Raw genomic sequence first — 19,210 nt, 5'->3', positions numbered from 1 at the left:
AGGCAGGAAATGGCAGTCGCTCCTTCGCTCAACTGCCTCTCCAAAGAATCCTTTCTCAGCCTAAACTCAACCCCAAAATCGCCATATGCGATTCCCCTGCCCTTGAGGGGGAGATGGCCGGCAGGCCAGAAGGGGTCGTCAAATTTCAAGCGCCACCTCCTCTGTCGTCGCGGAAGGGGCTGGTGTTCTACGCGCTGTGACCCCCTCTGTCGCCTTTGGCGACATCTCCCCCTCAAGGGGGGAGATCAGGTGCGCTGCGCCAGCCTGGCGCTCTCCACGGCGATGCCGAGCAGGGCCTGGCGTGCCAGCGCGATCGACAGATCCGGCCGCCGGCGTGTCTGCAGCACCGCCGTCTGCAGGCGGTTGAGGGCGCGGCCGAGCGCCTCGCTGCTCCAGCGTTCGAGGGCTTTCTCGACCAGCTTGCGCCGGGAGAAAAACACCGGCGGGCGCGCCGCGGCAACGACCGAAGCGGCATTGCGGCCGCCGGCGTCCATCAGGCCGCGCATCGCCTGAATCGCCTGCAACTGCCGCATCGCCGATGAAAGTACCAGAAAGGGCTGGCCGCCGGACTGGCAATGGCGGGTGAAGGCGGTGTCGAAGTCGGCGATCCTGCCTTCGAGCAGGGCGTCGACCGCTGCGTCGAAGGAGAGGCCCGAGACATCGCCAGACGTCGCCTTGACGTCGTCGAGGCCGATTTCGGCCTGGCCATGCGCGTAAAGCACCAGCTTTTCGATCTCGCCGCGCGAGGCCAGCCGGTCGCCGCCGAGATTGCGGCGCAGCGCCTGCCGCGCCTCCAGCGTCATCGACATGCCGGCCTTGCGCAGTTCGTCGTCGATGATCGTATCGATATCTCTGGCCTCATCGGCGTAGCAAGGCAGAGCCATGGCATTGTCCGCCGCCTCCACCACGGCGCGCAGGCCGACGCCCTTCTTCAGGTCGCCGGCCTCGATGAGGATGATGGCGTCCCGCGCGGGCTCCGACGTCAGCGCCTTGACGTCATCGGCAAGCGCCTTCTGAGCGCCGGCGTTGCGCACCCATAGCAGGCGCCGCTCCGAAAACATCGGCACGGTGCGGGCCTCGTCGAGCAGGCGGCCCTCGTCGCGATCGACCTCCGAACCGTCCAGCCTGACGACCGAGAACGGATCGTCAAGCGGCAGGCCGGTCTTGCCGGCAAAGGCCTTTGCCCGCTCGGCAACCAGCCCGCGATCGGGACCGTAAAGCAGCACGATCGAGACGCGCGGATCCGGCTTCGCGAGCCATGCATCGACCTCGTATGCTTTCTTTTGTGCCATGGGCGCTGATTAGCATGACGCGGGCGCGGGGTGAACGGCGCCGCCCTCCTTTCCTTCTCCCCCTTGTGGGAGAAGGTGGATTGGCGCGCAGCGCCAAGACGGTTGAGGGGTGCTGGCCGGAGCGCTGTTGGTGCCAAGCTGGAACACCCCTCATCCGACCGAGCTTCGCTCGGCCACCTTCTCCCACAAGGGGAGAAGGAGGTGCTCGTGCCGCCCAACCCGACGCATTGCCTTATCTGGCGGGAAACCCGGCGCAATCATCTCCCAAATTGCGCGCCGGCGCGGAAGATCGACAAGAAATTTCGCCGACATATCTCCATCCTGTCGGCCGCGGGCAGCAGCCAGCGGCAGCGAAGCCTCGCCCGACGAATTGGCACTGGTCTGGCGGTGTGCAAGTATCCTGGCCGGGCAACAGTGGAGGACCGAGATCATGGCCGATGCCGGAATGCTGCGCTTCCATGTTCCGGAACCGGAAGTGCGGCCGGGCGGGACGCCGGATTTCTCTAATGTGAGCATTCCAAAAGCTGGCTCGGTGCCGCGCCCGAAGATCGACGTCGACCCGCGCGACATCCGCGATCTGGCCTTCTCGATCATTCGCGTGCTCAACCGCGCCGGCGAGGCGGTCGGGCCGTGGGCAGGGCTGCTTTCGGACGAGGAGTTGCTGGAGGGGCTGCGCCATATGATGACGCTGCGCAGCTTCGATGCGCGCATGCAGATGGCGCAGCGCCAGGGCAAGACCTCTTTCTACATGCAGCACCTCGGCGAAGAGGCAGTGAGCTGCGCCTTCCGCAAGGCGCTGTCGCGCGGCGACATGAATTTTCCGACCTATCGGCAGGCCGGCCTGCTCATCGCCGACGGCTACCCGATGGTCACGATGATGAACCAGATCTATTCGAACGAGGCCGATCCGCTGAAAGGGCGGCAATTGCCGATCATGTATTCATCGAAGGAGCACGGCTTCTTCTCGATCTCCGGCAATCTGGCGACGCAGTACATCCAGGCGGTCGGCTGGGCGATGGCCTCGGCAATCAGCAACGATTCAAAGATCGCCGCCGCGTGGATCGGCGACGGTTCGACCGCCGAGTCCGACTTCCATTCGGCGCTGGTGTTCGCCTCGACCTACAAGGCGCCGGTCGTGCTCAACGTCGTCAACAACCAGTGGGCGATCTCGACCTTCCAGGGCATCGCCCGCGGCGGCTCCGGTACTTTTGCCGCCCGTGGGCTCGGCTTCGGCATTCCGTCACTGCGCGTCGACGGCAACGACTATCTCGCCGTCCATGCGGTGGCCAAATGGGCGGCGGAACGGGCGCGCAGCAATCTCGGGCCGACGCTGGTCGAATACGTCACTTACCGCGTCGGCGCCCATTCGAGCTCCGACGACCCGTCGGCCTACCGGCCGAAGGCCGAGTCCGATGCCTGGCCGCTCGGCGACCCGATCGTCAGGCTGAAGAACCATCTCATCCAGCGCGGCGTCTGGTCGGACGAACGCCACGCCCAGGCCGAGGCGGAAATCCTCGACACGGTGATTTCGGCGCAGCGGGAGGCCGAGCGCCATGGCACGCTGCATGCCGGCGGCAAGCCCTCGGCGCGCGACATGTTCGAGGGCGTCTATGCCGAGATGCCGCCGCATCTCAGACGCCAGCGCCAACAGGCAGGGGTCTGACCATGCCGCGGCGGACCATGATCGAGGCGATCCGCGACGCCATGGACGTGTCGATGGCACGCGACAGCCAAGTCATCGTGTTCGGCGAGGATGTCGGCTTCTTCGGCGGCGTCTTCCGCTGCACGCAAGGCCTGCAGGCGAAATACGGCAAGAGCCGCTGCTTCGATGCGCCGATCAGCGAATCCGGCATTGTCGGCGCGGCCATCGGCATGGCCGCCTACGGGCTGAAGCCTTGCGTCGAAGTGCAGTTTGCCGACTATGTTTATCCGGCCTATGACCAGATCGTCTCGGAAGCGGCGCGGCTGCGCTACCGGTCGAACGGCGATTTCACCTGCCCGATCGTCGTGAGAATGCCGACCGGCGGCGGCATTTTCGGCGGCCAGACCCACAGCCAGAGCCCGGAGGCGCTGTTCACCCACGTCTCCGGCCTGAAAGTCGTGGTGCCCTCGAACCCGCATGACGCCAAGGGCCTGCTGATCGCGGCGATCGAGGATCCGGACCCGGTGATCTTCCTGGAACCGAAGCGGCTTTATAACGGGCCTTTCGACGGTCATCACGAGCGGCCGGTAACGCCATGGTCGAAACATGAGCTCGGCGAGGTTGCCGACGGCCATTACACGGTGCCGCTCGGCAAGGCGGTGATCCGACGGCCGGGTGCGGCGGTCACCGTGCTTGCCTACGGCACGATGGTCTATGTCGCCCGGGCGGCGGCCGAGGAGACCGGCATCGATGCCGAGATCATCGATCTGAGGACACTGCTGCCGCTCGACCTCGAGACGATCGTCGCCTCGGTCAACAAGACCGGGCGCTGCGTGGTGGTGCACGAGGCGACGCTGACATCGGGGTTCGGTGCCGAACTTTCGGCGCTGGTCCAGGAGAACTGCTTCTACCATCTGGAAGCGCCGGTGGCGCGGGTCACCGGCTGGGACACGCCCTATCCGCATGCGCAGGAGTGGGACTATTTTCCCGGTCCCGCCCGGCTAGGCCGCGCGCTGGTCGAAACGATGGAAGCCTGAAGAGGGAACGATGGGCGAATATGTCATCAAGCTGCCCGATGTCGGCGAAGGCGTTGCCGAGGCCGAGCTCGTCGAATGGCAGGTCAAGGTCGGCGACCTCGTGCGCGAGGACGCCGTGCTTGCCGCTGTCATGACCGACAAGGCGACGGTCGAAATTCCGTCGCCCGTCGATGGCGAGATCGTCTGGTTGGGCGCCGAGATCGGCGACACGGTGGCGATCGGCTCGCCGATTGTCAGGTTGAAGGTGGCCGGCGAGGGAAATGTGAACGCAGGCGCGAAATCGGCGGAGGGTGAGGCGGCACCTACCCCCACCCCTAGCCCCTCCCCACAAGGGGGAGGGGGACGAGCTTCGGCCGCCAAAGCCGAAGCCAGGTCCAGCTCGCCCTTGGTCGGGTATGTGCCAAGAACCGAGGGCGCACGAACGGCGGATACGGAGTCCCCCTCCCCCTTGTGGGGAGGGGTTAGGGGTGGGGGTACTGCGCCGGCTTTCGGGGGTATAGCGCCGGTCGGTGCGCCGCGTCCGGAGGGAGAAAAGCCACTGGCCTCGCCGGCCGTCCGCCTCAGGGCGAAAGAGGCCGGCATCGACCTTCGGCAGGTCCCGGGAACCGGCCCAGCCGGCCGCATCCGGCACGAGGATATCGACGCCTTCCTGGCACGCGGACCGCAGCTCGCGAAGGCTCCTGGCCTCGCCCGCAACGAGGCGGTCGAGGACATCAAGATAATCGGGCTCAGGCGAAGGATCGCCGAGAAGATGACGCTGGCCAAGTCGCGCATCCCGCATATCACCTATGTCGAGGAGATCGACGTCACCGCGCTCGAGGATTTGCGCGCCGCGCTCAACAAGGAGAAGCGGCCGGGCGCAGACAGGCCGAAGCTGACGCTGCTGCCGTTCTTGATGCGGGCGATGGTCAAGGCAATCGCCGACCAGCCCAATGTCAACGCACTGTTCGACGACGAAGCCGGCATCGTCCACCAGCATGGCGGCGTCCATATCGGCATCGCCGCGCAGACAGCTTCCGGGCTGATGGTGCCGGTGGTCAAGCACGCCGAGGCGCGCGACATCTGGGACTGTGCAGCCGAGGTTGTCAGGCTGGCCGAGGCGGCAAAATCCGGCACGGCGACGCGCGACGAGCTCTCGGGCTCGACCATCACCATCACTTCGCTGGGCGCCATGGGCGGCGTGGCGACGACGCCGGTGATCAATCATCCGGAAGTGGCGATCGTCGGCGTCAACAAGATGATGGTGCGGCCGGTATGGGACGGCAGCCAGTTCATCCCGCGCAAGATGATGAACCTGTCCTCCAGCTTCGACCACCGCGTCGTCGACGGCTGGGACGCGGCGGTGTTTATCCAGCGGATCAAGACGCTGCTGGAGACGCCGGCGCTGATTTTTGTGGACTGAGGAGATGAGAACGGTCGCAAAGGCCCCCTCGCCCGGCAGCATGGGGCGCCGGGACGCTGGCTCCCCCTTCTCCCCTTGTGGGAGAAGGTGTCGCCGAAGGCGACGGATGAGGGGTGCTCCAGCTTGGCACCTACCGCACTCCGTCCAACACCCCTCATCCGTCTCGGCGCTACGCGCCGATCCACCTTCTCCCACAGGGGGAGAAGGAAAGGCGCGCAGCGGCCGGATGGTGGGGCATTTATCCCCGAAAGGACGCAGCTGACATGAAGGAAATCTCCTGCAAGCTGCTGGTCATCGGCGCCGGTCCGGGCGGCTATGTCTGTGCCATCCGCGCCGGGCAGCTTGGCATCGACACGGTGATCGTCGAGGCAGGCAGACCGGGCGGCACTTGCCTCAATGTCGGCTGCATCCCGTCAAAGGCGCTGATTCATGCAGCCGAAGAGTTCGAAAAGCTCTCGCACATGGCCGGCGGCAAAAGCCCACTCGGCATAACGGTCGCGGCACCGTCGCTTGATCTCGCGGCGACCATTGCCTGGAAAGACGGCATCGTTAGCCGGCTGAACAACGGCGTCGCCGGCCTGCTGAAGAAAGCTGGCGTGAAGACGGTGCATGGCTGGGCGACATTTCGCGACGGCAAGACCGTTGCCGTCGAGACCGAGATCGGCATGCAGGTGATCCGCGCCGAAACGGTGGTGATAGCGACCGGCTCGGCGCCGGTCGAGCTGCCATCGCTGCCGTTCGGCGGTCCGGTCATTTCGTCGACCGAGGCGCTGGCGCTGAGCGAAGTTCCGGAGAGGCTGGCGGTGGTCGGCGGCGGCTATATCGGGCTGGAACTCGGCATCGCCTTTGCCAAGCTGGGCGCCAAGGTGACCGTGGTCGAGGCGTTGCCGCGCGTGCTGGCGCAATATGATGCGGAACTGACCCGGCCGGTGGTGAAGCGACTGGCCGAACTCGGCATCGAGGTGCTCGTGAACGCCAAGATCAAGGGGCTGTCCACTAAGCGCGACGCGCTGCTGGTCGAGACGAATGGCGGCAAGAACGGCAAGATTGCCGCCGACAAGGTGCTGGTCACGGTCGGTCGCAAGCCGGTGACCGAAGGCTGGGGGTTGGAGCAGATCGACCTCGACATGGCCGGACCCTTCATCCGCATCGACGACCAGTGCCGCAGCTCGATGCGTGGTATCCTTGCCATTGGCGACGTCACCGGCGAGCCGATGCTGGCGCACCGGGCGATGGCGCAAGGCGAAATGGTCGCCGAGATCGTCGCCGGCCACAAACGCAGCTGGGACAGACGAGCGATCCCGGCTGTCTGCTTCACCGACCCGGAGCTGGTCACCGCGGGCCTGTCGCCGGAGGAGGCCAAGACGCGTGGCGAGATCAAGGTCGGCCTGTTTCCCTTCACCGCCAATGGCCGGGCGATGACGAAGTTGGGCGAGGACGGATTCGTCCGGGTAGTGGCGCGGGCGGACAGCCATCTGGTGCTTGGCATCCAGGCCGTCGGCCAGGGCGTGTCGGAGCTGTCCACTGCGTTTGGGCTGGCGCTGGAGATGGGTGCGACGCTGGAGGATATCGCCGGGACGATCCATGCCCATCCGACACAGGGCGAGGGTTTTCCGGAAGCGGCGCTGAAGGCGCTGGGGCACGCACTGCATATCTGAGGGCTCGCGCTCTCCCCCCTTGAGGGGGAGATGGCCGGCAGGCCAGAGGGGGTCGGTTCGACTGGATGCGACCTCCCTTGCGACAGATGGAGGTTGACGCTCTACGCGAGGCGACCCCCTCTGTCGCCTTCGGCGACATCTCCCCCTCGAGGGGGGAGATTACGCAGCTCACCCCGCAAGCCGGCTAACCATCTCGTGCTGCGCATAGGCGCGGCCGAAGCGGTTGGCCAGGAACGCGTCGAGCGCGATGTCCTCCTGCTTGATGAAGCCCCTGGCCGGCAAGCTGCCGTCGGCGAGCATGTCGAGCACCGCGCAGATGGCCGATGCGGTGGTGATCTGGATGGCGCTGCGCACCGTTTCGCCGTCGCGCCTGGCGTAGATCTTGTTGGCGTAGGTCTCCTGCAGCAGACGGCCGTTCTTGCGGCCGCTGACGGTGACGAAGACGATAACCACGTCCTGCAGCGTTGCCGGCAGGGCGCTTTCGAAAATGTCCTTCAGCATGTCGCGGCGGTGGCGCAGGCCGAGGTCGTTGAGCAGCGCCTTCATGATCGCGGCATGGCCGGGATAGCGGATGGTGCGATAGTTCAGCGTGCGCACCTTGCCCTTCAGCGTTTCGGCCAGCGTGCCCAGCCCGCCCGAGGTGTTGAACGCCTCGTAGGTGACGCCGTCGAGCGAGAATTCTTCACGCTCCTCCAGCGGCGGCACTTCGATCAGCTCGCCTTCGACGATCGCCTCGCAAGGCTCGCAATATTCGTTGATGACGCCGTCGGTGCTCCAGGTCAGATTGTAGTTCAGCGCATTCGACGGGTACTGCGGCAGCGCGCCGACCCGCATGCGCACGCTTTCCAGCGTGTCGAAGCGGCCGGCGAGATCGTTGGCAACGATCGAGATGAAGCCGGGCGCCAGACCGCATTGCGGGATGAAGGCGCTGTTGCCGGAGCGCGCCAGTTCCTTGACCCGCCTGGTGCTGACGACGTCCTCGGTCAGATCGAGATAGTGCACGCCGGCGCTGGCCGCCGCCTCGGCGATGCGCGTGGTCAGATGGAAGGGCGCGGCGCTGAGCACCGCGAATTTGCCGGCCAGGGCCGCTTCGAGGGTGCCGGCGGCCTCGATGTCGAGTTCCAGCGTCTCGACCGTTTCAGGCAGTTCGGCCGCGCCGAACTGCGCCGCCGAGCGGTCGACGAGCGTGACCTGGTAGTCGCCCGTGGAAGCCAGCATCTCGGCAATGGTCGAGCCGATCTTGCCGGCGCCGACGACGATGATTTCCTTCATGACCGGTCCCTCGCACCAATGCTAAATTCACGGTTAGAATCGCAGCTTGCCTGTCGAAAGGAAGCGTGAGATTGTACGAAACGCAGCCTCTCTTTGGGCAATGTGCCGGTAAGGTTCGTCGAAATGCTCAGCGATGCCGACCAAGCTCTGCTTTCTCTGCTGCGCACCAATGCGCGCGCCTCGACCGCCGAACTGGCGCGGCGGCTCGGCGTCTCACGAACGACGGTGCAAAGCCGGATCGAGCGGCTGGAACAGCGCGGCATCATCGCCGGCTACGGGGTCAGGCTGTCGCCGGATTACGAGCAGGGGCTGGTCAGGGCGCATGTCCTGCTCACCGTCACCCCCAAGCTTGCCGACAAGGTGGTGCGCAGCCTGCAGGCGCTGGCACCGGTTCGCACGCTGCACTCGGTCAGCGGCAATTTCGACATGATCGTCATCGTCGAGGCGCCGTCGATCAGGGATCTCGACACGCTTCTCGACCAGATCGGCGCCATGGACGGAGTCGAGCGCACGTCGTCGTCGATCATCCTGTCGACGCGGATCGACCGCTGAGCGGGCTGGTGTCGCGGGTCCAGACGCTGGCGCGAAGGATCACCGAGCGCAGTGATCGTTCTGGCGCTCTCGCGGCAAAGCGATATAGGCTTCGAAGATGTTGGATGAGACTCGCAGAGGGGCCGCGTCCTCTCGCGCCAAGCTGACAAGTCGCGCGGTCACGCAACGATTTCCAGAGGAGACCTCCTTGCCCAAGCAGTGTTTTGGAAAATCCCATGTGCCGTTGTCGCCGGCAGTCAGGGCCGGCGATTTCGTCTATGTCTCAGGCCAGGTGCCGGTCGGCACAGACGGGCTGGTGGTCAAGGGCGGCATCGCCGAACAGACCGAGCAGGTGCTGTCGAACGTCAAGGCGGCACTGGCGCTGGCCGGCTGTACCCTGGACGACGTAGTCAAGACGACGGTCTGGCTCGAAGACGCCCGCGATTTCGGCATTTTCAACACCGTCTATGCCAGGCATTTCCCGAAAGACCCGCCGGCGCGCACGACAGTGGAGTCGCGGCTGATGATCGACATCAAGATCGAGGTCGAGGCCGTTGCCTACAGGCCGGCCTGACGGGAAAATGGAGACAGGCGCGATGCAATTCGATCTCCTGATAAAAGGCGGCCGCCTCATCGATCCGGCCTCCGGCCTCGACGCGCAGCGCGATCTGGCGATTGCCGACGGCCGTATCGCCGCGATCGACACCGAAATCCCATTCGAACGTGCCGCCCGCGTCATCGATGCCACGGGCTCGATCGTCGCGCCGGGCCTGATCGACCTGCACAGCCATGTCTATTGGGGCGGCACGTCGCTCGGCGTCGATGCCGACCGGCTCGCCGCAAAGAGCGGCACCACCACCTTCATCGATGCCGGAAGCGCCGGCGCCGGCAATTTCCTCGGCTTTCGCCGCCACGTGATCGAGCGCTCGAAAGTCCGCATCCTGGCCTATGTCAACATTTCCTTTGCCGGCATATTCGGCTTCTCGCAGACCGTGGCGGTCGGCGAGTGCAGCGACCTCCGGCTCTGCGAACCGCGCGAGACGGTAGCGGCGGCTCGCGAGCACGCGGACGTGGTTGTCGGCATCAAGGTCCGCTCGGGTCGCCATGCCGGCGGCGCCAGCGGCATCGCGCCGGTCGATCTCGCGCTCGAAGCCGCCGACAAAGCCGGCCTGCCGCTGATGGCGCACATAGACGAGCCGCCGCCGGGCCGCTCGGAAGTGCTGCCGCGGCTGCGCAAGGGCGACATTCTCACCCACTGCTTCCGGCCGTTTCCCAACGCGCCGGTCTTCGCCTCGGGGGCGGTGCGGCCAGATATGCGGCTGGCGCGCGAGCGCGGCGTCATCTTCGATATCGGCCACGGCATGGGCTCGTTCGATTTCGAAGTGGCCAAGGCGATGCTCGGCGAGGGGCTGGCGCCGGACGTGATCAGCAGCGACGTGCATCTCTACTGCGTCGACGGGCCGGCCTTCGACATTCTGGTGTGCATGTCGAAGCTGCTGGCGCTCGGCATGCCGCTGGTCGAGGTGCTGCGCGCCGCGACACAGCGGCCGGCCGAAGCGATCGCCAGGCCCGATCTCGGCAGGCTGGCGGTGGGTGCGGTCGGCGACATCGCGGTGCTGCGGCTGCGTCCGGGCCGCTTCACCTTTGTCGATTCGGTCGGCGCCTCGCTGGTCGCCGAGCAAAGGCTGGTCTCGGACGGAATCGTGGTCGGCGGCAGCTGGTGGCCGAACGAGGCGGTGGACGATCTCGGCGAAACCGAGCGTTTCGAAGCGCATGCGCACGACACGCATGTCGAGGTGGCGAGCCGGCATTTCGGGCGTGGGTGATCTCCCCCCTTGAGGGGGAGATGTCGCCGAAGGCGACAGAGGGGGTCGGTTCGACCGGGCTCGTCTTCCTGCAACGGATGGAGGCTGGCGCTCGACGCGCGGCGACCCCCTCTGGCCTGCCGGCCATCTCCTCCTCAAGGGGGGAGATCACAGCTTCACCGCCCCGCCGCTCCATAAACCGGCGTCGCAATGCCTTCCATCCTCGCCTTGATCTGCAGCGCGACGTACTTCGAATAGAAGCGCGACAGCGCCAGATTGCCGCCGTGGAACCACAGCGCTTCCTGTGCCGTCGGCTTCCACATGTTGCGCAATTCGCCTTGCCACGGACCCGGGTCGCCTTTCACGCCCGAGCCAATCCCCCAGCACGGGCCGACCTTGTCGGCGACTTCGCGCGAGACGATCGCCGCCACGGTTTCGTTCATCGAGAGATAGCCGGTGCAGGCGATGATTGCGTCGGCCGCCAGTTCGGTGCCGTCGTCGAAGAGGATGCCTGTCGGCGTCAGCGACTTGATCCCGACGCCGCTGCGGATGCCGATCTCGCCATCGATGATCAGGTCGCAAGCGCCGACATCGATGTAGAAGCCCGAGCCGGTGCGGTAGGCCTTCATCAGGAGCCCGGTCTCGTCGTCGCCGAAATCGATGGCGAAGCCGGCGCCGCGCAAGCGGTCGTAGAAGGCCGCGTCGCGCGCCTTGATGATGTCGTAAAGCGCCCGCTGGCCTTGCGGCAGCAGCGCGAACGGCGTCGAGGCGACGATCATGTCGGCCTTCTCGGTGGTGATGCCGCGGGCCAGCGCCTTTTCCGAAAAGATCTCGAAACCGATCTCCATCAGCGTGTCCGACTTGACCACCGTCGTCGGCGAGCGCTGGACCATCGTCACCTCGGCGCCGCTCTCCCAGAGGTCGACGCTGACGTCATGGCCGGAACTTGCCGCACCGATGACGGCGACCTTCTTGCCGCGGAATTTCTCGCCGCTGGAATACTGGCTGGAATGCAGGATTCCGCCGTTGAAGACATCGGCACCCGGCAGGTCGATGCGCCTGGGCGGGCCATAGGCGCCGGTCGCAAAGACGATATGCTTCGGCTTTAGCGTGATGCGCTCGCCGGCGCGATCGAGCTCGACCGTCCAGACCTTTTCGGTGTCGTCATAGGACGCGCTCACGCATGTCGTGGAGGTCCAGTAGTTGAGCTCCATGACGCGCGTGTACATCTCCAGCCAGTCGCCCATCTTGTCCTTGGGCGTGAACACGGGCCAGTTCTCGGGAAACGGTATGTAGGGCAGATGGTCGTACCAGACCGGGTCGTGCAGCACGAGCGAGCGGTAGCGATAGCGCCAGGAATCGCCGGCCTGAGCGTTCTTCTCGATGACTATGGCCGGCACGGCCAATTGCCTGAGCCGCGCCCCGAGCATGATGCCGCCCTGGCCGCCGCCGATGACCAGGCAATAAGGCTGCTGGCCGGCGCCGAGTTCACGTGTCTCGCGCGCCCTCGCCTCCAGCCAGGTCTCGCGCTCCGGATCGGCCTTGTGGCGGACACCCAGAGGCCGCGCCGGGCCCTTGCGCTCCTCAAACCCCTTGAGATCGCTCATCGCGGTAAACAGTGTCCGGCACTTGCCGTCCCTGAGACGCATGATGCCATGGCCCCACGCCGATGACGTCTCGAAAGAAAACCAGGCTTCGATCGTGCCCTCGTCCGAAGTCGCTTCGCCGCTGAGCTGCCACCGGGCAGGTTTTGTCGTTGCCAGCGTCGCCGCCAGCATGTCGCGGATCGCGGCGCGGCCCTCCATCGTCCTGACGTTCCAGGTGAAGGTCAAGAGATCGCGCCAGTAGCAGTCCTCGACGAACAAATTGGTTGCCGCCTCGACGTCGCCGGCCTCGAGCGCCCGGGCAAAGGAATCGAGCCAGGTGGCCGCCTGTTTCGTCGGTGCGATGTCGAGCATCTGTCTTTCCTAACTTCCAGTGGCCTTTGCGCTGCCCTCATTCTTACCCTTTCCCGGATCTTTGCGGGAGAGGGTGAGGGCAGCGCAAACAGTCCGGAAGCTAAGGGCGCAGCGTAGGCCGAAGCGACTGCCGCTGCCGTCAGGCCCGCGCGCGGGCCTGATCCGAACCGCTATCCAGCCATGCAAGATCGTCCGGCGAAAGTGAAATGTCGAGCGCCTGGAGGCTGTCTTCCAATTCGTCGAGCGTGCGCGGCCCGATCAGCGGGACGGACGGAAACGGCTGCGCCAGCACATAGGCGAGCGCGACGTGGATCGGGCTTTTGCCCAGCCGTCTGGCGAGCTCGATGGCGCGGTCGCGACGGCCGAAATTCCTCTCCGAATACCAGACCCGGACCAGCTCCTCATTGTCGCGCCGGTCGCGGCCGGCGCGGTCGGTGAAGAAGCCGCGGCCCTGGCTCGACCAGGCGAAATTCGGCATCTGCCGGGCGGTAAGCCAGGCCTTCCATTCGTCGCTGGAGGAGGTGACGCAGCCTGCCCAGATCGGCTCCAGCATTTCGGCCAGCGAGAAATTGTTGGAAAGCGCACCGGGCTTCTGCTTGCCGGTGCGCTCGGCATAGGCAATCGCCTCATCCATGCGTTCCATCGTCCAGTTCGAGCCGCCGAACGGACCGCGAATGCGGCCGGCCTTGACCTCGCGGTCCATCGCATCGACGAATTCGTCGACCGGCACATCCGGATTGTCGCGGTGCATGAAATAGACGTCGATATGGTCGGTCTGCAGCCGTTCGAGCGACTGGGTGAGCTGCTTGCCGATGACGTCGGGATAGCAGAGCGGCGAGTGCGCGCCCTTGCCGATGACCACCGACTGCTCGCGCACGCCGCGGTTCTTCAGCCACTGGCCGAGCAGCGTCTCGGTATAGCCGGAACCGTAGACGAAGGCGGTGTCGAACAGATTGCCGCCGGCCTCGAAATAGGCATCGAGCAGGATGGCGCCCGACGAAAAGGTGCGGAAATCCTCGAAGCCGAGCGCCAGGCACGAGGCCGGCCGCGGCAGGCCCGGAATGCTGCGCTTGGGGATGGCGGTTCCGCCGGAGCGCAGCTTCCGTCCGGAGATCGTGTTGACGCGCTTTGCTGGTTTCTCGATGTCGTATTCGAGCCCGATCGCGGCCCGCCATTTGTCGAGCACGCGCAGATTGCCAAGACTGTCGGCCCAGCCCATGCCGGGCCAGGCGAACTCCTGCATTCCGCCGAGAATGGCCTCGCCGGCGGCGTCGACCTCAAATGCGTACAGCCAGCCGTCCTCCGTGACCTCGACCACCTCGGTGTCACCCGGACGGATGATGCGGATTTCGCCGGTGCCGCCTTGCTGGCCGCTGGCATACCAGAAATCCGCCACCTCGATGCGGCCTTTGCTGCCGACAATACGCAAGACATTGTCCTGAGCGAGCGAGATGCTGCAGGACACTTCCGCGACGATGCCGCCCGGAAAATGCAACAGCGCCGACGCCCATTCGTCGACGCCGGATTGGCCGAGATGCGCAGCGCCGACGACTTTGTCCGGCTCGGCGAAGGGCTTTCCCACTGCTGCGCCGGCAATCAGCCGCGCCATCGAGACGGGATAGCCGCCGACATCGAGAATGCCGCCGCCGGCGAGATCCTTGGCGTAAAGCCGGTGCTCCGGCATGAAGCCCGGCATGGCGAAGCCGAAGCTGGATTTGATCATCTTGATGTCGCCGATCGCGCCGGCCCTGATCAGCTCGACCAGCTTGGCCGTCTGCGGATGCAGCCGGTACATGAAGGCTTCGCCGAGAAAGGTGCCGGCCTTGCGCGCGGCATGGATCATGGCGTCGGCTTCGAATGCGGTCAGGCCAAGCGGCTTTTCGCAAAGCACGTGCTTTCCGGCCTCGGCCGCCTTGATCGCCCATTCGGCATGGCTCGGATGCGGCGTCGAAATATAGATCGCGTCGACATCCGGATCGCCAACCAAAGCCTCGTAGCCGTCCAGGATGCGGGCGCCGGGGAAAGCCTCGGTGAGCCCCGCCTTGCGGGGATTGCGCGCCCCTAAGGCGACCAATGTGCCGGTGCGCGAATGGGCGACGCCCCCGGCAAAAGCCTTGGCGATGTTGCCGGGCCCGAGAATGCCCCAGCGAACTTTTTCTGGTTTGGACGTCATGTCAAATCTCCGTGGGGTGGCCGCGAGCAATCGCGATCGGACAAAAGAAAGATGGGTTAGCGAATGCGTGCGCCGGTGGCGTCGAAGAGAAGCGAGCGGTCGGCTTTGATCGACACCACCAGGTCGTCGCCGTTCGCGCGATGCCGCGAGGCCTCGCGCTCGATGATCAGTTCCTCGCGTCCGCCCCCGGTACCGGAATTGGCATAGACATAGCTCACCGATCCCAAGTGCTCGGCGACGTCGGCCTTGAGGGTAAGGTCGCAATCGCCCTGGCCGGCGTCGAAGAAATGCTCCGGCCGCACGCCAAGCACAACATCGCCGCCTGTTGCAGGCAAGGCATCCGAAAGCGGCTTGCGCAGTCGCGCGCCGCTATGATTGACCAGTTCGACGACCGCCGCACCGTTGTCGGCCCCGACCATTTTTGCCGCCAGGAAGTTCATTTTCGGAGAGCCGACGAAGCCGGCAACGAAGCGGTTGGCGGGGTCGTCGTAGAGATCGAGCGGCGCGCCGATCTGCTCGATATTGCCGGCGTTGAGCACGACGATCCTGTCGGCCAGCGTCATTGCCTCGGTCTGGTCGTGCGTCACATAGACCATGGTAACGCCGAGCTCCTTATGAAGGCGCGATATCTCGACGCGCATCTGCACCCGGAGCTCGGCATCGAGATTGCTGAGCGGTTCGTCGAACAGGAACACTTGCGGCTCACGCACGATGGCGCGGCCGATGGCGACGCGCTGGCGCTGGCCGCCCGACAATTGCCGCGGCCGCCGCTTCATCAGCTCGGCGATGCGCAGGATTTCGGAAGCCCGCTTCACCCGCCGCTCGGTATCTCCCTTGGGGTTGCCGGTCATTCTCAGGCCGAAGCTCAGATTCTGCTCGACCGTCATGTGCGGATAGAGCGCGTAGGACTGGAACACCATGGCGATGCCGCGATCGGCCGCCTCGACGTCGTTCACCACCTTGCCGCCAATGGCGATCTCGCCGTCGCTGATGTCCTCGAGTCCGGCGATCATCCGAAGCAGCGTGGACTTGCCGCAGCCGGAAGGGCCGACGAAGACGACGAATTCGCCGTCATCGATGTCGATATTGGCACCGTGGACGATCTCGAAGACGCCGAAGCGCTTGATGACGTTTTTGAGTGTGACTGCCGCCATGCTGATCCTTACTTGATGGCGCCGGCGGCGATGCCGGCAACGAAATGGCGCTGCAGAAGCACGAACACGACGAGCATTGGCGCCGTCAGCATCACCGCGCCCGCCATGATGCCGCCCCAGGACACCTTGGTGAGACCGATCAGCGTGCCGAGCGCCACGGGCGCGGTCATCGCGCCCGGCTTGGAATTGATCAGCAGCGGCCAGAGATAGTTGTTCCAGGAGGCAAGGAAGAGGATGATGGCGAGCGCCGCCAGCATCGGCCGCGCCAGAGGCAGTGCGACGAACAGGAATATCCGCCATTCCTTGACGCCCTCGACCTTGGCGGCGTCGAACAGCTCGTGCGGCATCATCGAAAAACTCTGCCGCATGAAGAGCACGCCCAGCGAATTGAACAGCGGCGGCACGATCAGCGCCACCCAGGTGTTGGCGAGCTTGAAGTCGCGCGCCACCATGATGAATTGCGGTATCAGCACGACCGCATAGGGCAGCGTGATGGTGCCGAAGATGATGGCGACGACCATGCCCTTGCCGAAGAAGTTGTAACGCGCCAGCGCCCAGCCGGCCATCGAGGTCAGCATCACCGACAGGAAGGTATAGGTCACCGCCACCGAGACGGAGATGCCGATGGCGCCGATGAAATTGGTGCCGCGCTGCAGATTGCTGACATTGTCGAGGAAATTGCCATGCGGCAAAAGCTCGATGTCGGGGCTGAAGATGCCGTTGTCGGGCATCGTCGAAAAAACCACCATCATCCATAGCGGAAACAGCCAGACCAGTGCCAGCGGCGTCAGGAACAGATGCAGCGCGATGCTGCGTCCCAATCTGGCCTGGGAGCGGCTGACTCTTGAGTGCGAGGTCATTTCGGTTCCCTCGTCAGCCATATCTGCACCAGCGAAATGGCGATCGCCAGCCCGGCCATGGTGTAGGCGACGGCCGAAGCGTAGCCGAAATTGAGCGACCGGAAGCCCTGGCGGTAAAGCAGCAGCCCGAGCGTTTCGGTGCCGCCGCCCGGCCCGCCGCGCTCGGTGATCAGGAAGGGCTCGGTGAACAGCTGCATGGTGCCGATGATCGACAGCACGGCGCAGAACACGATGATCGGCTTGAGCAGCGGCAACGTGATGTAGAAGAACTGTTTGACCTTGCTGACCCGGTCCAGGGTCGCCGCCTCGTAGACATCCTCGGGAATCGACTGCAGGCCGGCGAGCAGGATGATGGCGTTGTAGCCGGCCCAGCGCCACGTCACCGCCATCATGATCACCGCCATCGCCGGGGTGACGTTGGTAAACCAGTCGACACTGGGCAGGCCGATGCTGTTCAGCAATTTGTTGATGATGCCGTAGTCGAGATTGAACATCAGCCGGAAAACCGCCGAATAGGCGACCTCGCCGACCACGACCGGCGCGAAGAAGGCAAAGCGGAACAGGCCACGGGCCTTGAGCAGTGGCGAATTCAAAAGCACCGCCATCACAATCGCCAGCGAAATCATCACCGGCACCTGGATGACAAGGATCAGCAATGTGTTCTTCAAGGCATTGAAGAAGGCCGGATCGCCGATCAGCCGGCCCCAGTTGAAGGTCGGCGCGAAGCGCCACGGCACGGTGCGCGTCGCCTGGAACGAGATCAGGAAGGAATCGATGATCGGCCACAGCCAGAAGATCGAAAAAATCAGCAGATACGGCGCGAGGAAGCGATACGCCGTGGCGTTCTGGTAGCGCATCGTTTCCTCCTTTCTGCTTTCAAGTTCTTGCCTTCTCCCCTTGTGGGAGAAGGTAGATCGGCGCGTAGCGCCGAGACGGTTGAGGGGTGATGGCCGGAGTGCCGCCGGCGCCAAGCTGGAGCACCCCTCATCCGTCGCCTTCGGCTCCCCTTCTCCCACAAGGGGAGAAGGGGAGCCGCGCGCTCGGAGCCGCCTCGTCTAGATCACGACTTGACGGGCAGGCCGGTCGCCGCGGCGATCTGGCTTGCGGCATCGTCGAGCGCTGCCTTGGCGTCGGGATAGCCGCCGGCCAGATATTTGGTCTGCACCGCGCGGATGATGATTTCGGCGTCGCTCTGGAACGGCGTGCCGCGGCTGGGGACGACCTTGGGCAAGGTGCCGAGGATGTCCTTCCACACGGCTTGGCCACCCCAATAGGGCAGGCCCTCGGAGACATAAGGGTCGTTGAGCGCCGAGATCAGCGACGGCACCAGGCCGAAGCCTTTCAGCATGGTGATCTGGCCCTCATTCGTCGCAAGCGTGTATTTCAGATAGGCGTAGGCGGCTTCCTTGTTCTTCGACACCGAGGTGATGGCGAGCGAGGAGCCGCCGAGATTGGCGGCGCGCGGACCGTCGGCGGTCAGGCTCGGCATCAGATAGACGCCCCATTTGCCTGCCCCATCGGGCGATTCGGTGCGCACGGTGCCTTCATACCAGCCGCCATACATCTGCGTGGCGACCTTGCCGGCGGTGTTGTTGGTGATCTTGGTGCTCCAGTCGGCAGAGGAAATGATGCCGGCGTCCTTCATCTCCTTGATCTTGGTCATGGCATCGACGCATTTGGGCTGGTTGACCGTGATCGATTGCCCGTCGGCGGAGAAGTAGGCGCAACCCTGCTCGTTGGAGATCATGCGGAAGAATTCGGAATCGCCGTTGAAATCGGCGTTGGTCATCGTGACGCCGGGATTGGCGGCCTGGATTTTCTTGGCGGCGGCGATGAAGTCGTCCCAGGTCTTGATCGAGGACTGATCGACGCCAGCCTTCTCGTAGAAGTCGCGGCGGTAGAACATCGCCACTGGACCGGAATCCCAGGGCATCGCATAGGCCTTGTCGTCAACCTCGAGCTCGGTACGCTTGAAGTCGGGGAATTTTGCCTGGTCTTCCGCGGTGTAGCCGAGCGTATGCAGGTCGACGAAGCAATCCGGGAACTGGCTCCAGTAGTTTTCGGCTTCGCCGTTCTCGATCGTAACGATGTCAGGCAGCCCCTCGCCGCCGGCGGCACAGCCGGCGATTGATTTGTCGTAGGTCGGCTGGTTGCCAAGGTCCTCGACCGTCACCTTGATGTCGGGATACTGCTTGTTGAAGCCCGCTATGGTGGCCTTCAGCGACGAAGCGGCGATATTCCAGCTCCAGATCGTGATTTCACCGGACTGCGCAAAGGCCGGGCTGGAGCCCAAGGCAAGCGCGAGCGCGGCGCAGGTCAATTTTATGCGCATTGAAATCCTCCCATTTCAGTTGCTCTCTGTTTGCGAGCGTGGCTAGACTAGGCCTCGGGAAAGCCTTGTCCGCGACAAAGGGAATAAGAAATGA

15 protein-coding genes are annotated in these 19,210 nt (G+C 64.8%); 7 read left to right on the top strand and 8 right to left on the bottom strand.

Annotated elements, in window-relative coordinates; all coding sequences use genetic code 11:
* Positions 1–245 precede the first annotated feature (245 nt).
* Positions 246–1,292, bottom strand: coding sequence for a DNA polymerase III subunit delta (gene holA, locus NKH30_RS26410; protein WP_352770432.1), 1,047 nt, complete (start codon positions 1,290–1,292; stop codon positions 246–248).
* Between the two features lie 430 nt (positions 1,293–1,722).
* On the opposite strand from holA, the gene NKH30_RS26405 reads away from it, so the two are divergent.
* From NKH30_RS26405 to lpdA, 4 genes are all read left to right on the top strand, one after another.
* Positions 1,723–2,955, top strand: coding sequence for a 3-methyl-2-oxobutanoate dehydrogenase (2-methylpropanoyl-transferring) subunit alpha (locus tag NKH30_RS26405; RefSeq protein WP_352566898.1), 1,233 nt, complete (start codon positions 1,723–1,725; stop codon positions 2,953–2,955).
* Between the two features lie 2 nt (positions 2,956–2,957).
* Entirely contained in the window at positions 2,958–3,971 is a 1,014-nt protein-coding gene (locus tag NKH30_RS26400) for an alpha-ketoacid dehydrogenase subunit beta (RefSeq protein ID WP_352770428.1), read from the top strand.
* 10 nt (positions 3,972–3,981) lie between these two features.
* On the top strand, positions 3,982–5,373 hold the full coding sequence (locus NKH30_RS26395; RefSeq protein WP_352770425.1) for a dihydrolipoamide acetyltransferase family protein: 1,392 nt from the start codon (positions 3,982–3,984) through the stop codon (positions 5,371–5,373).
* 263 nt (positions 5,374–5,636) lie between these two features.
* A complete protein-coding gene (gene lpdA, locus NKH30_RS26390; RefSeq protein ID WP_352770421.1) occupies positions 5,637–7,031 on the top strand; it encodes a dihydrolipoyl dehydrogenase in 1,395 nt (464 codons plus the stop codon).
* A gap of 168 nt (positions 7,032–7,199) precedes the next feature.
* Here lpdA and NKH30_RS26385 read toward each other — a convergent pair whose 3' ends face one another.
* Positions 7,200–8,303, bottom strand: a complete 1,104-nt coding sequence (locus NKH30_RS26385) for a saccharopine dehydrogenase family protein (RefSeq protein ID WP_352770418.1) — start codon at positions 8,301–8,303, stop codon at positions 7,200–7,202.
* A 123-nt stretch (positions 8,304–8,426) separates the two neighbouring features.
* On the opposite strand from NKH30_RS26385, the gene NKH30_RS26380 reads away from it, so the two are divergent.
* From NKH30_RS26380 to NKH30_RS26370, 3 genes are all read left to right on the top strand, one after another.
* Positions 8,427–8,855 carry an Lrp/AsnC family transcriptional regulator gene (locus NKH30_RS26380; protein WP_352474012.1) on the top strand — a complete coding sequence of 143 codons (429 nt, stop codon included), beginning with the start codon at positions 8,427–8,429 and terminating at the stop codon, positions 8,853–8,855.
* A gap of 187 nt (positions 8,856–9,042) precedes the next feature.
* Positions 9,043–9,408: a RidA family protein gene (locus tag NKH30_RS26375; protein WP_023675940.1), complete on the top strand. Its 366-nt coding sequence runs from the start codon at positions 9,043–9,045 to the stop codon at positions 9,406–9,408.
* A gap of 22 nt (positions 9,409–9,430) precedes the next feature.
* Positions 9,431–10,660, top strand: coding sequence for an amidohydrolase/deacetylase family metallohydrolase (locus tag NKH30_RS26370; protein WP_352770415.1), 1,230 nt, complete (start codon positions 9,431–9,433; stop codon positions 10,658–10,660).
* Between the two features lie 155 nt (positions 10,661–10,815).
* Here the strand turns inward: NKH30_RS26370 and NKH30_RS26365 are convergent, their stop codons facing one another.
* The 6 genes from NKH30_RS26365 to NKH30_RS26340 all read right to left on the bottom strand — a co-directional run bounded on the left by NKH30_RS26365 (position 10,816) and on the right by NKH30_RS26340 (position 19,116).
* Complete coding sequence (locus NKH30_RS26365) at positions 10,816–12,597, bottom strand: NAD(P)-binding domain-containing protein (protein ID WP_352770412.1); 1,782 nt, start codon at positions 12,595–12,597, stop codon at positions 10,816–10,818.
* 139 nt (positions 12,598–12,736) lie between these two features.
* On the bottom strand, positions 12,737–14,770 hold the full coding sequence (locus NKH30_RS26360) for an aldo/keto reductase (protein WP_352770409.1): 2,034 nt from the start codon (positions 14,768–14,770) through the stop codon (positions 12,737–12,739).
* Positions 14,771–14,826: 56 nt separating this feature from the next.
* Positions 14,827–15,924: an ABC transporter ATP-binding protein gene (locus tag NKH30_RS26355; protein ID WP_352997489.1), complete on the bottom strand. Its 1,098-nt coding sequence runs from the start codon at positions 15,922–15,924 to the stop codon at positions 14,827–14,829.
* An 8-nt stretch (positions 15,925–15,932) separates the two neighbouring features.
* Positions 15,933–16,784 (bottom strand): carbohydrate ABC transporter permease, encoded by an 852-nt coding sequence (locus NKH30_RS26350; protein WP_023675945.1) that lies wholly within the window; start codon positions 16,782–16,784, stop codon positions 15,933–15,935.
* Positions 16,781–17,641, bottom strand: coding sequence for a carbohydrate ABC transporter permease (locus NKH30_RS26345; RefSeq protein ID WP_254817930.1), 861 nt, complete (start codon positions 17,639–17,641; stop codon positions 16,781–16,783). The genes NKH30_RS26350 and NKH30_RS26345 overlap by 4 nt, the downstream gene beginning before the upstream one ends.
* Before the next feature lie 203 nt (positions 17,642–17,844).
* The gene (locus NKH30_RS26340) at positions 17,845–19,116 is read right to left on the bottom strand and encodes an extracellular solute-binding protein (RefSeq protein WP_352997488.1); all 1,272 of its coding nucleotides are present in this window, start codon (positions 19,114–19,116) and stop codon (positions 17,845–17,847) included.
* Positions 19,117–19,210 lie beyond the last annotated feature (94 nt).

The organism is Mesorhizobium sp. M1273, assembly GCF_040318195.1.
Lineage (GTDB): Bacteria > Pseudomonadota > Alphaproteobacteria > Rhizobiales > Rhizobiaceae > Mesorhizobium.
The sequence above is the reverse complement of the archived record's forward strand: the minus strand, read 5'-3'. Positions and strand labels throughout refer to the sequence as shown.

What these genes read in the sequence shown, in the direction of transcription:
- lpdA (WP_352770421.1), top strand. Translation starts at nt 5,637, where the DNA reads ATGAAGGAAATCTCCTGCAAGCTGCTGGTCATCGGCGCCGGTCCGGGC.
- NKH30_RS26370 (WP_352770415.1), top strand. Translation starts at nt 9,431, where the DNA reads ATGCAATTCGATCTCCTGATAAAAGGCGGCCGCCTCATCGATCCGGCC.
- holA (WP_352770432.1), bottom strand. Translation starts at nt 1,292, where the DNA reads ATGGCACAAAAGAAAGCATACGAGGTCGATGCATGGCTCGCGAAGCCG.
- NKH30_RS26405 (WP_352566898.1), top strand. Translation starts at nt 1,723, where the DNA reads ATGGCCGATGCCGGAATGCTGCGCTTCCATGTTCCGGAACCGGAAGTG.
- NKH30_RS26400 (WP_352770428.1), top strand. Translation starts at nt 2,958, where the DNA reads ATGCCGCGGCGGACCATGATCGAGGCGATCCGCGACGCCATGGACGTG.
- NKH30_RS26380 (WP_352474012.1), top strand. Translation starts at nt 8,427, where the DNA reads ATGCTCAGCGATGCCGACCAAGCTCTGCTTTCTCTGCTGCGCACCAAT.
- NKH30_RS26345 (WP_254817930.1), bottom strand. Translation starts at nt 17,641, where the DNA reads ATGCGCTACCAGAACGCCACGGCGTATCGCTTCCTCGCGCCGTATCTG.
- NKH30_RS26360 (WP_352770409.1), bottom strand. Translation starts at nt 14,770, where the DNA reads ATGACGTCCAAACCAGAAAAAGTTCGCTGGGGCATTCTCGGGCCCGGC.
- NKH30_RS26350 (WP_023675945.1), bottom strand. Translation starts at nt 16,784, where the DNA reads ATGACCTCGCACTCAAGAGTCAGCCGCTCCCAGGCCAGATTGGGACGC.
- NKH30_RS26355 (WP_352997489.1), bottom strand. Translation starts at nt 15,924, where the DNA reads ATGGCGGCAGTCACACTCAAAAACGTCATCAAGCGCTTCGGCGTCTTC.
- NKH30_RS26340 (WP_352997488.1), bottom strand. Translation starts at nt 19,116, where the DNA reads ATGCGCATAAAATTGACCTGCGCCGCGCTCGCGCTTGCCTTGGGCTCC.
- NKH30_RS26365 (WP_352770412.1), bottom strand. Translation starts at nt 12,597, where the DNA reads ATGCTCGACATCGCACCGACGAAACAGGCGGCCACCTGGCTCGATTCC.
- NKH30_RS26385 (WP_352770418.1), bottom strand. Translation starts at nt 8,303, where the DNA reads ATGAAGGAAATCATCGTCGTCGGCGCCGGCAAGATCGGCTCGACCATT.
- NKH30_RS26395 (WP_352770425.1), top strand. Translation starts at nt 3,982, where the DNA reads ATGGGCGAATATGTCATCAAGCTGCCCGATGTCGGCGAAGGCGTTGCC.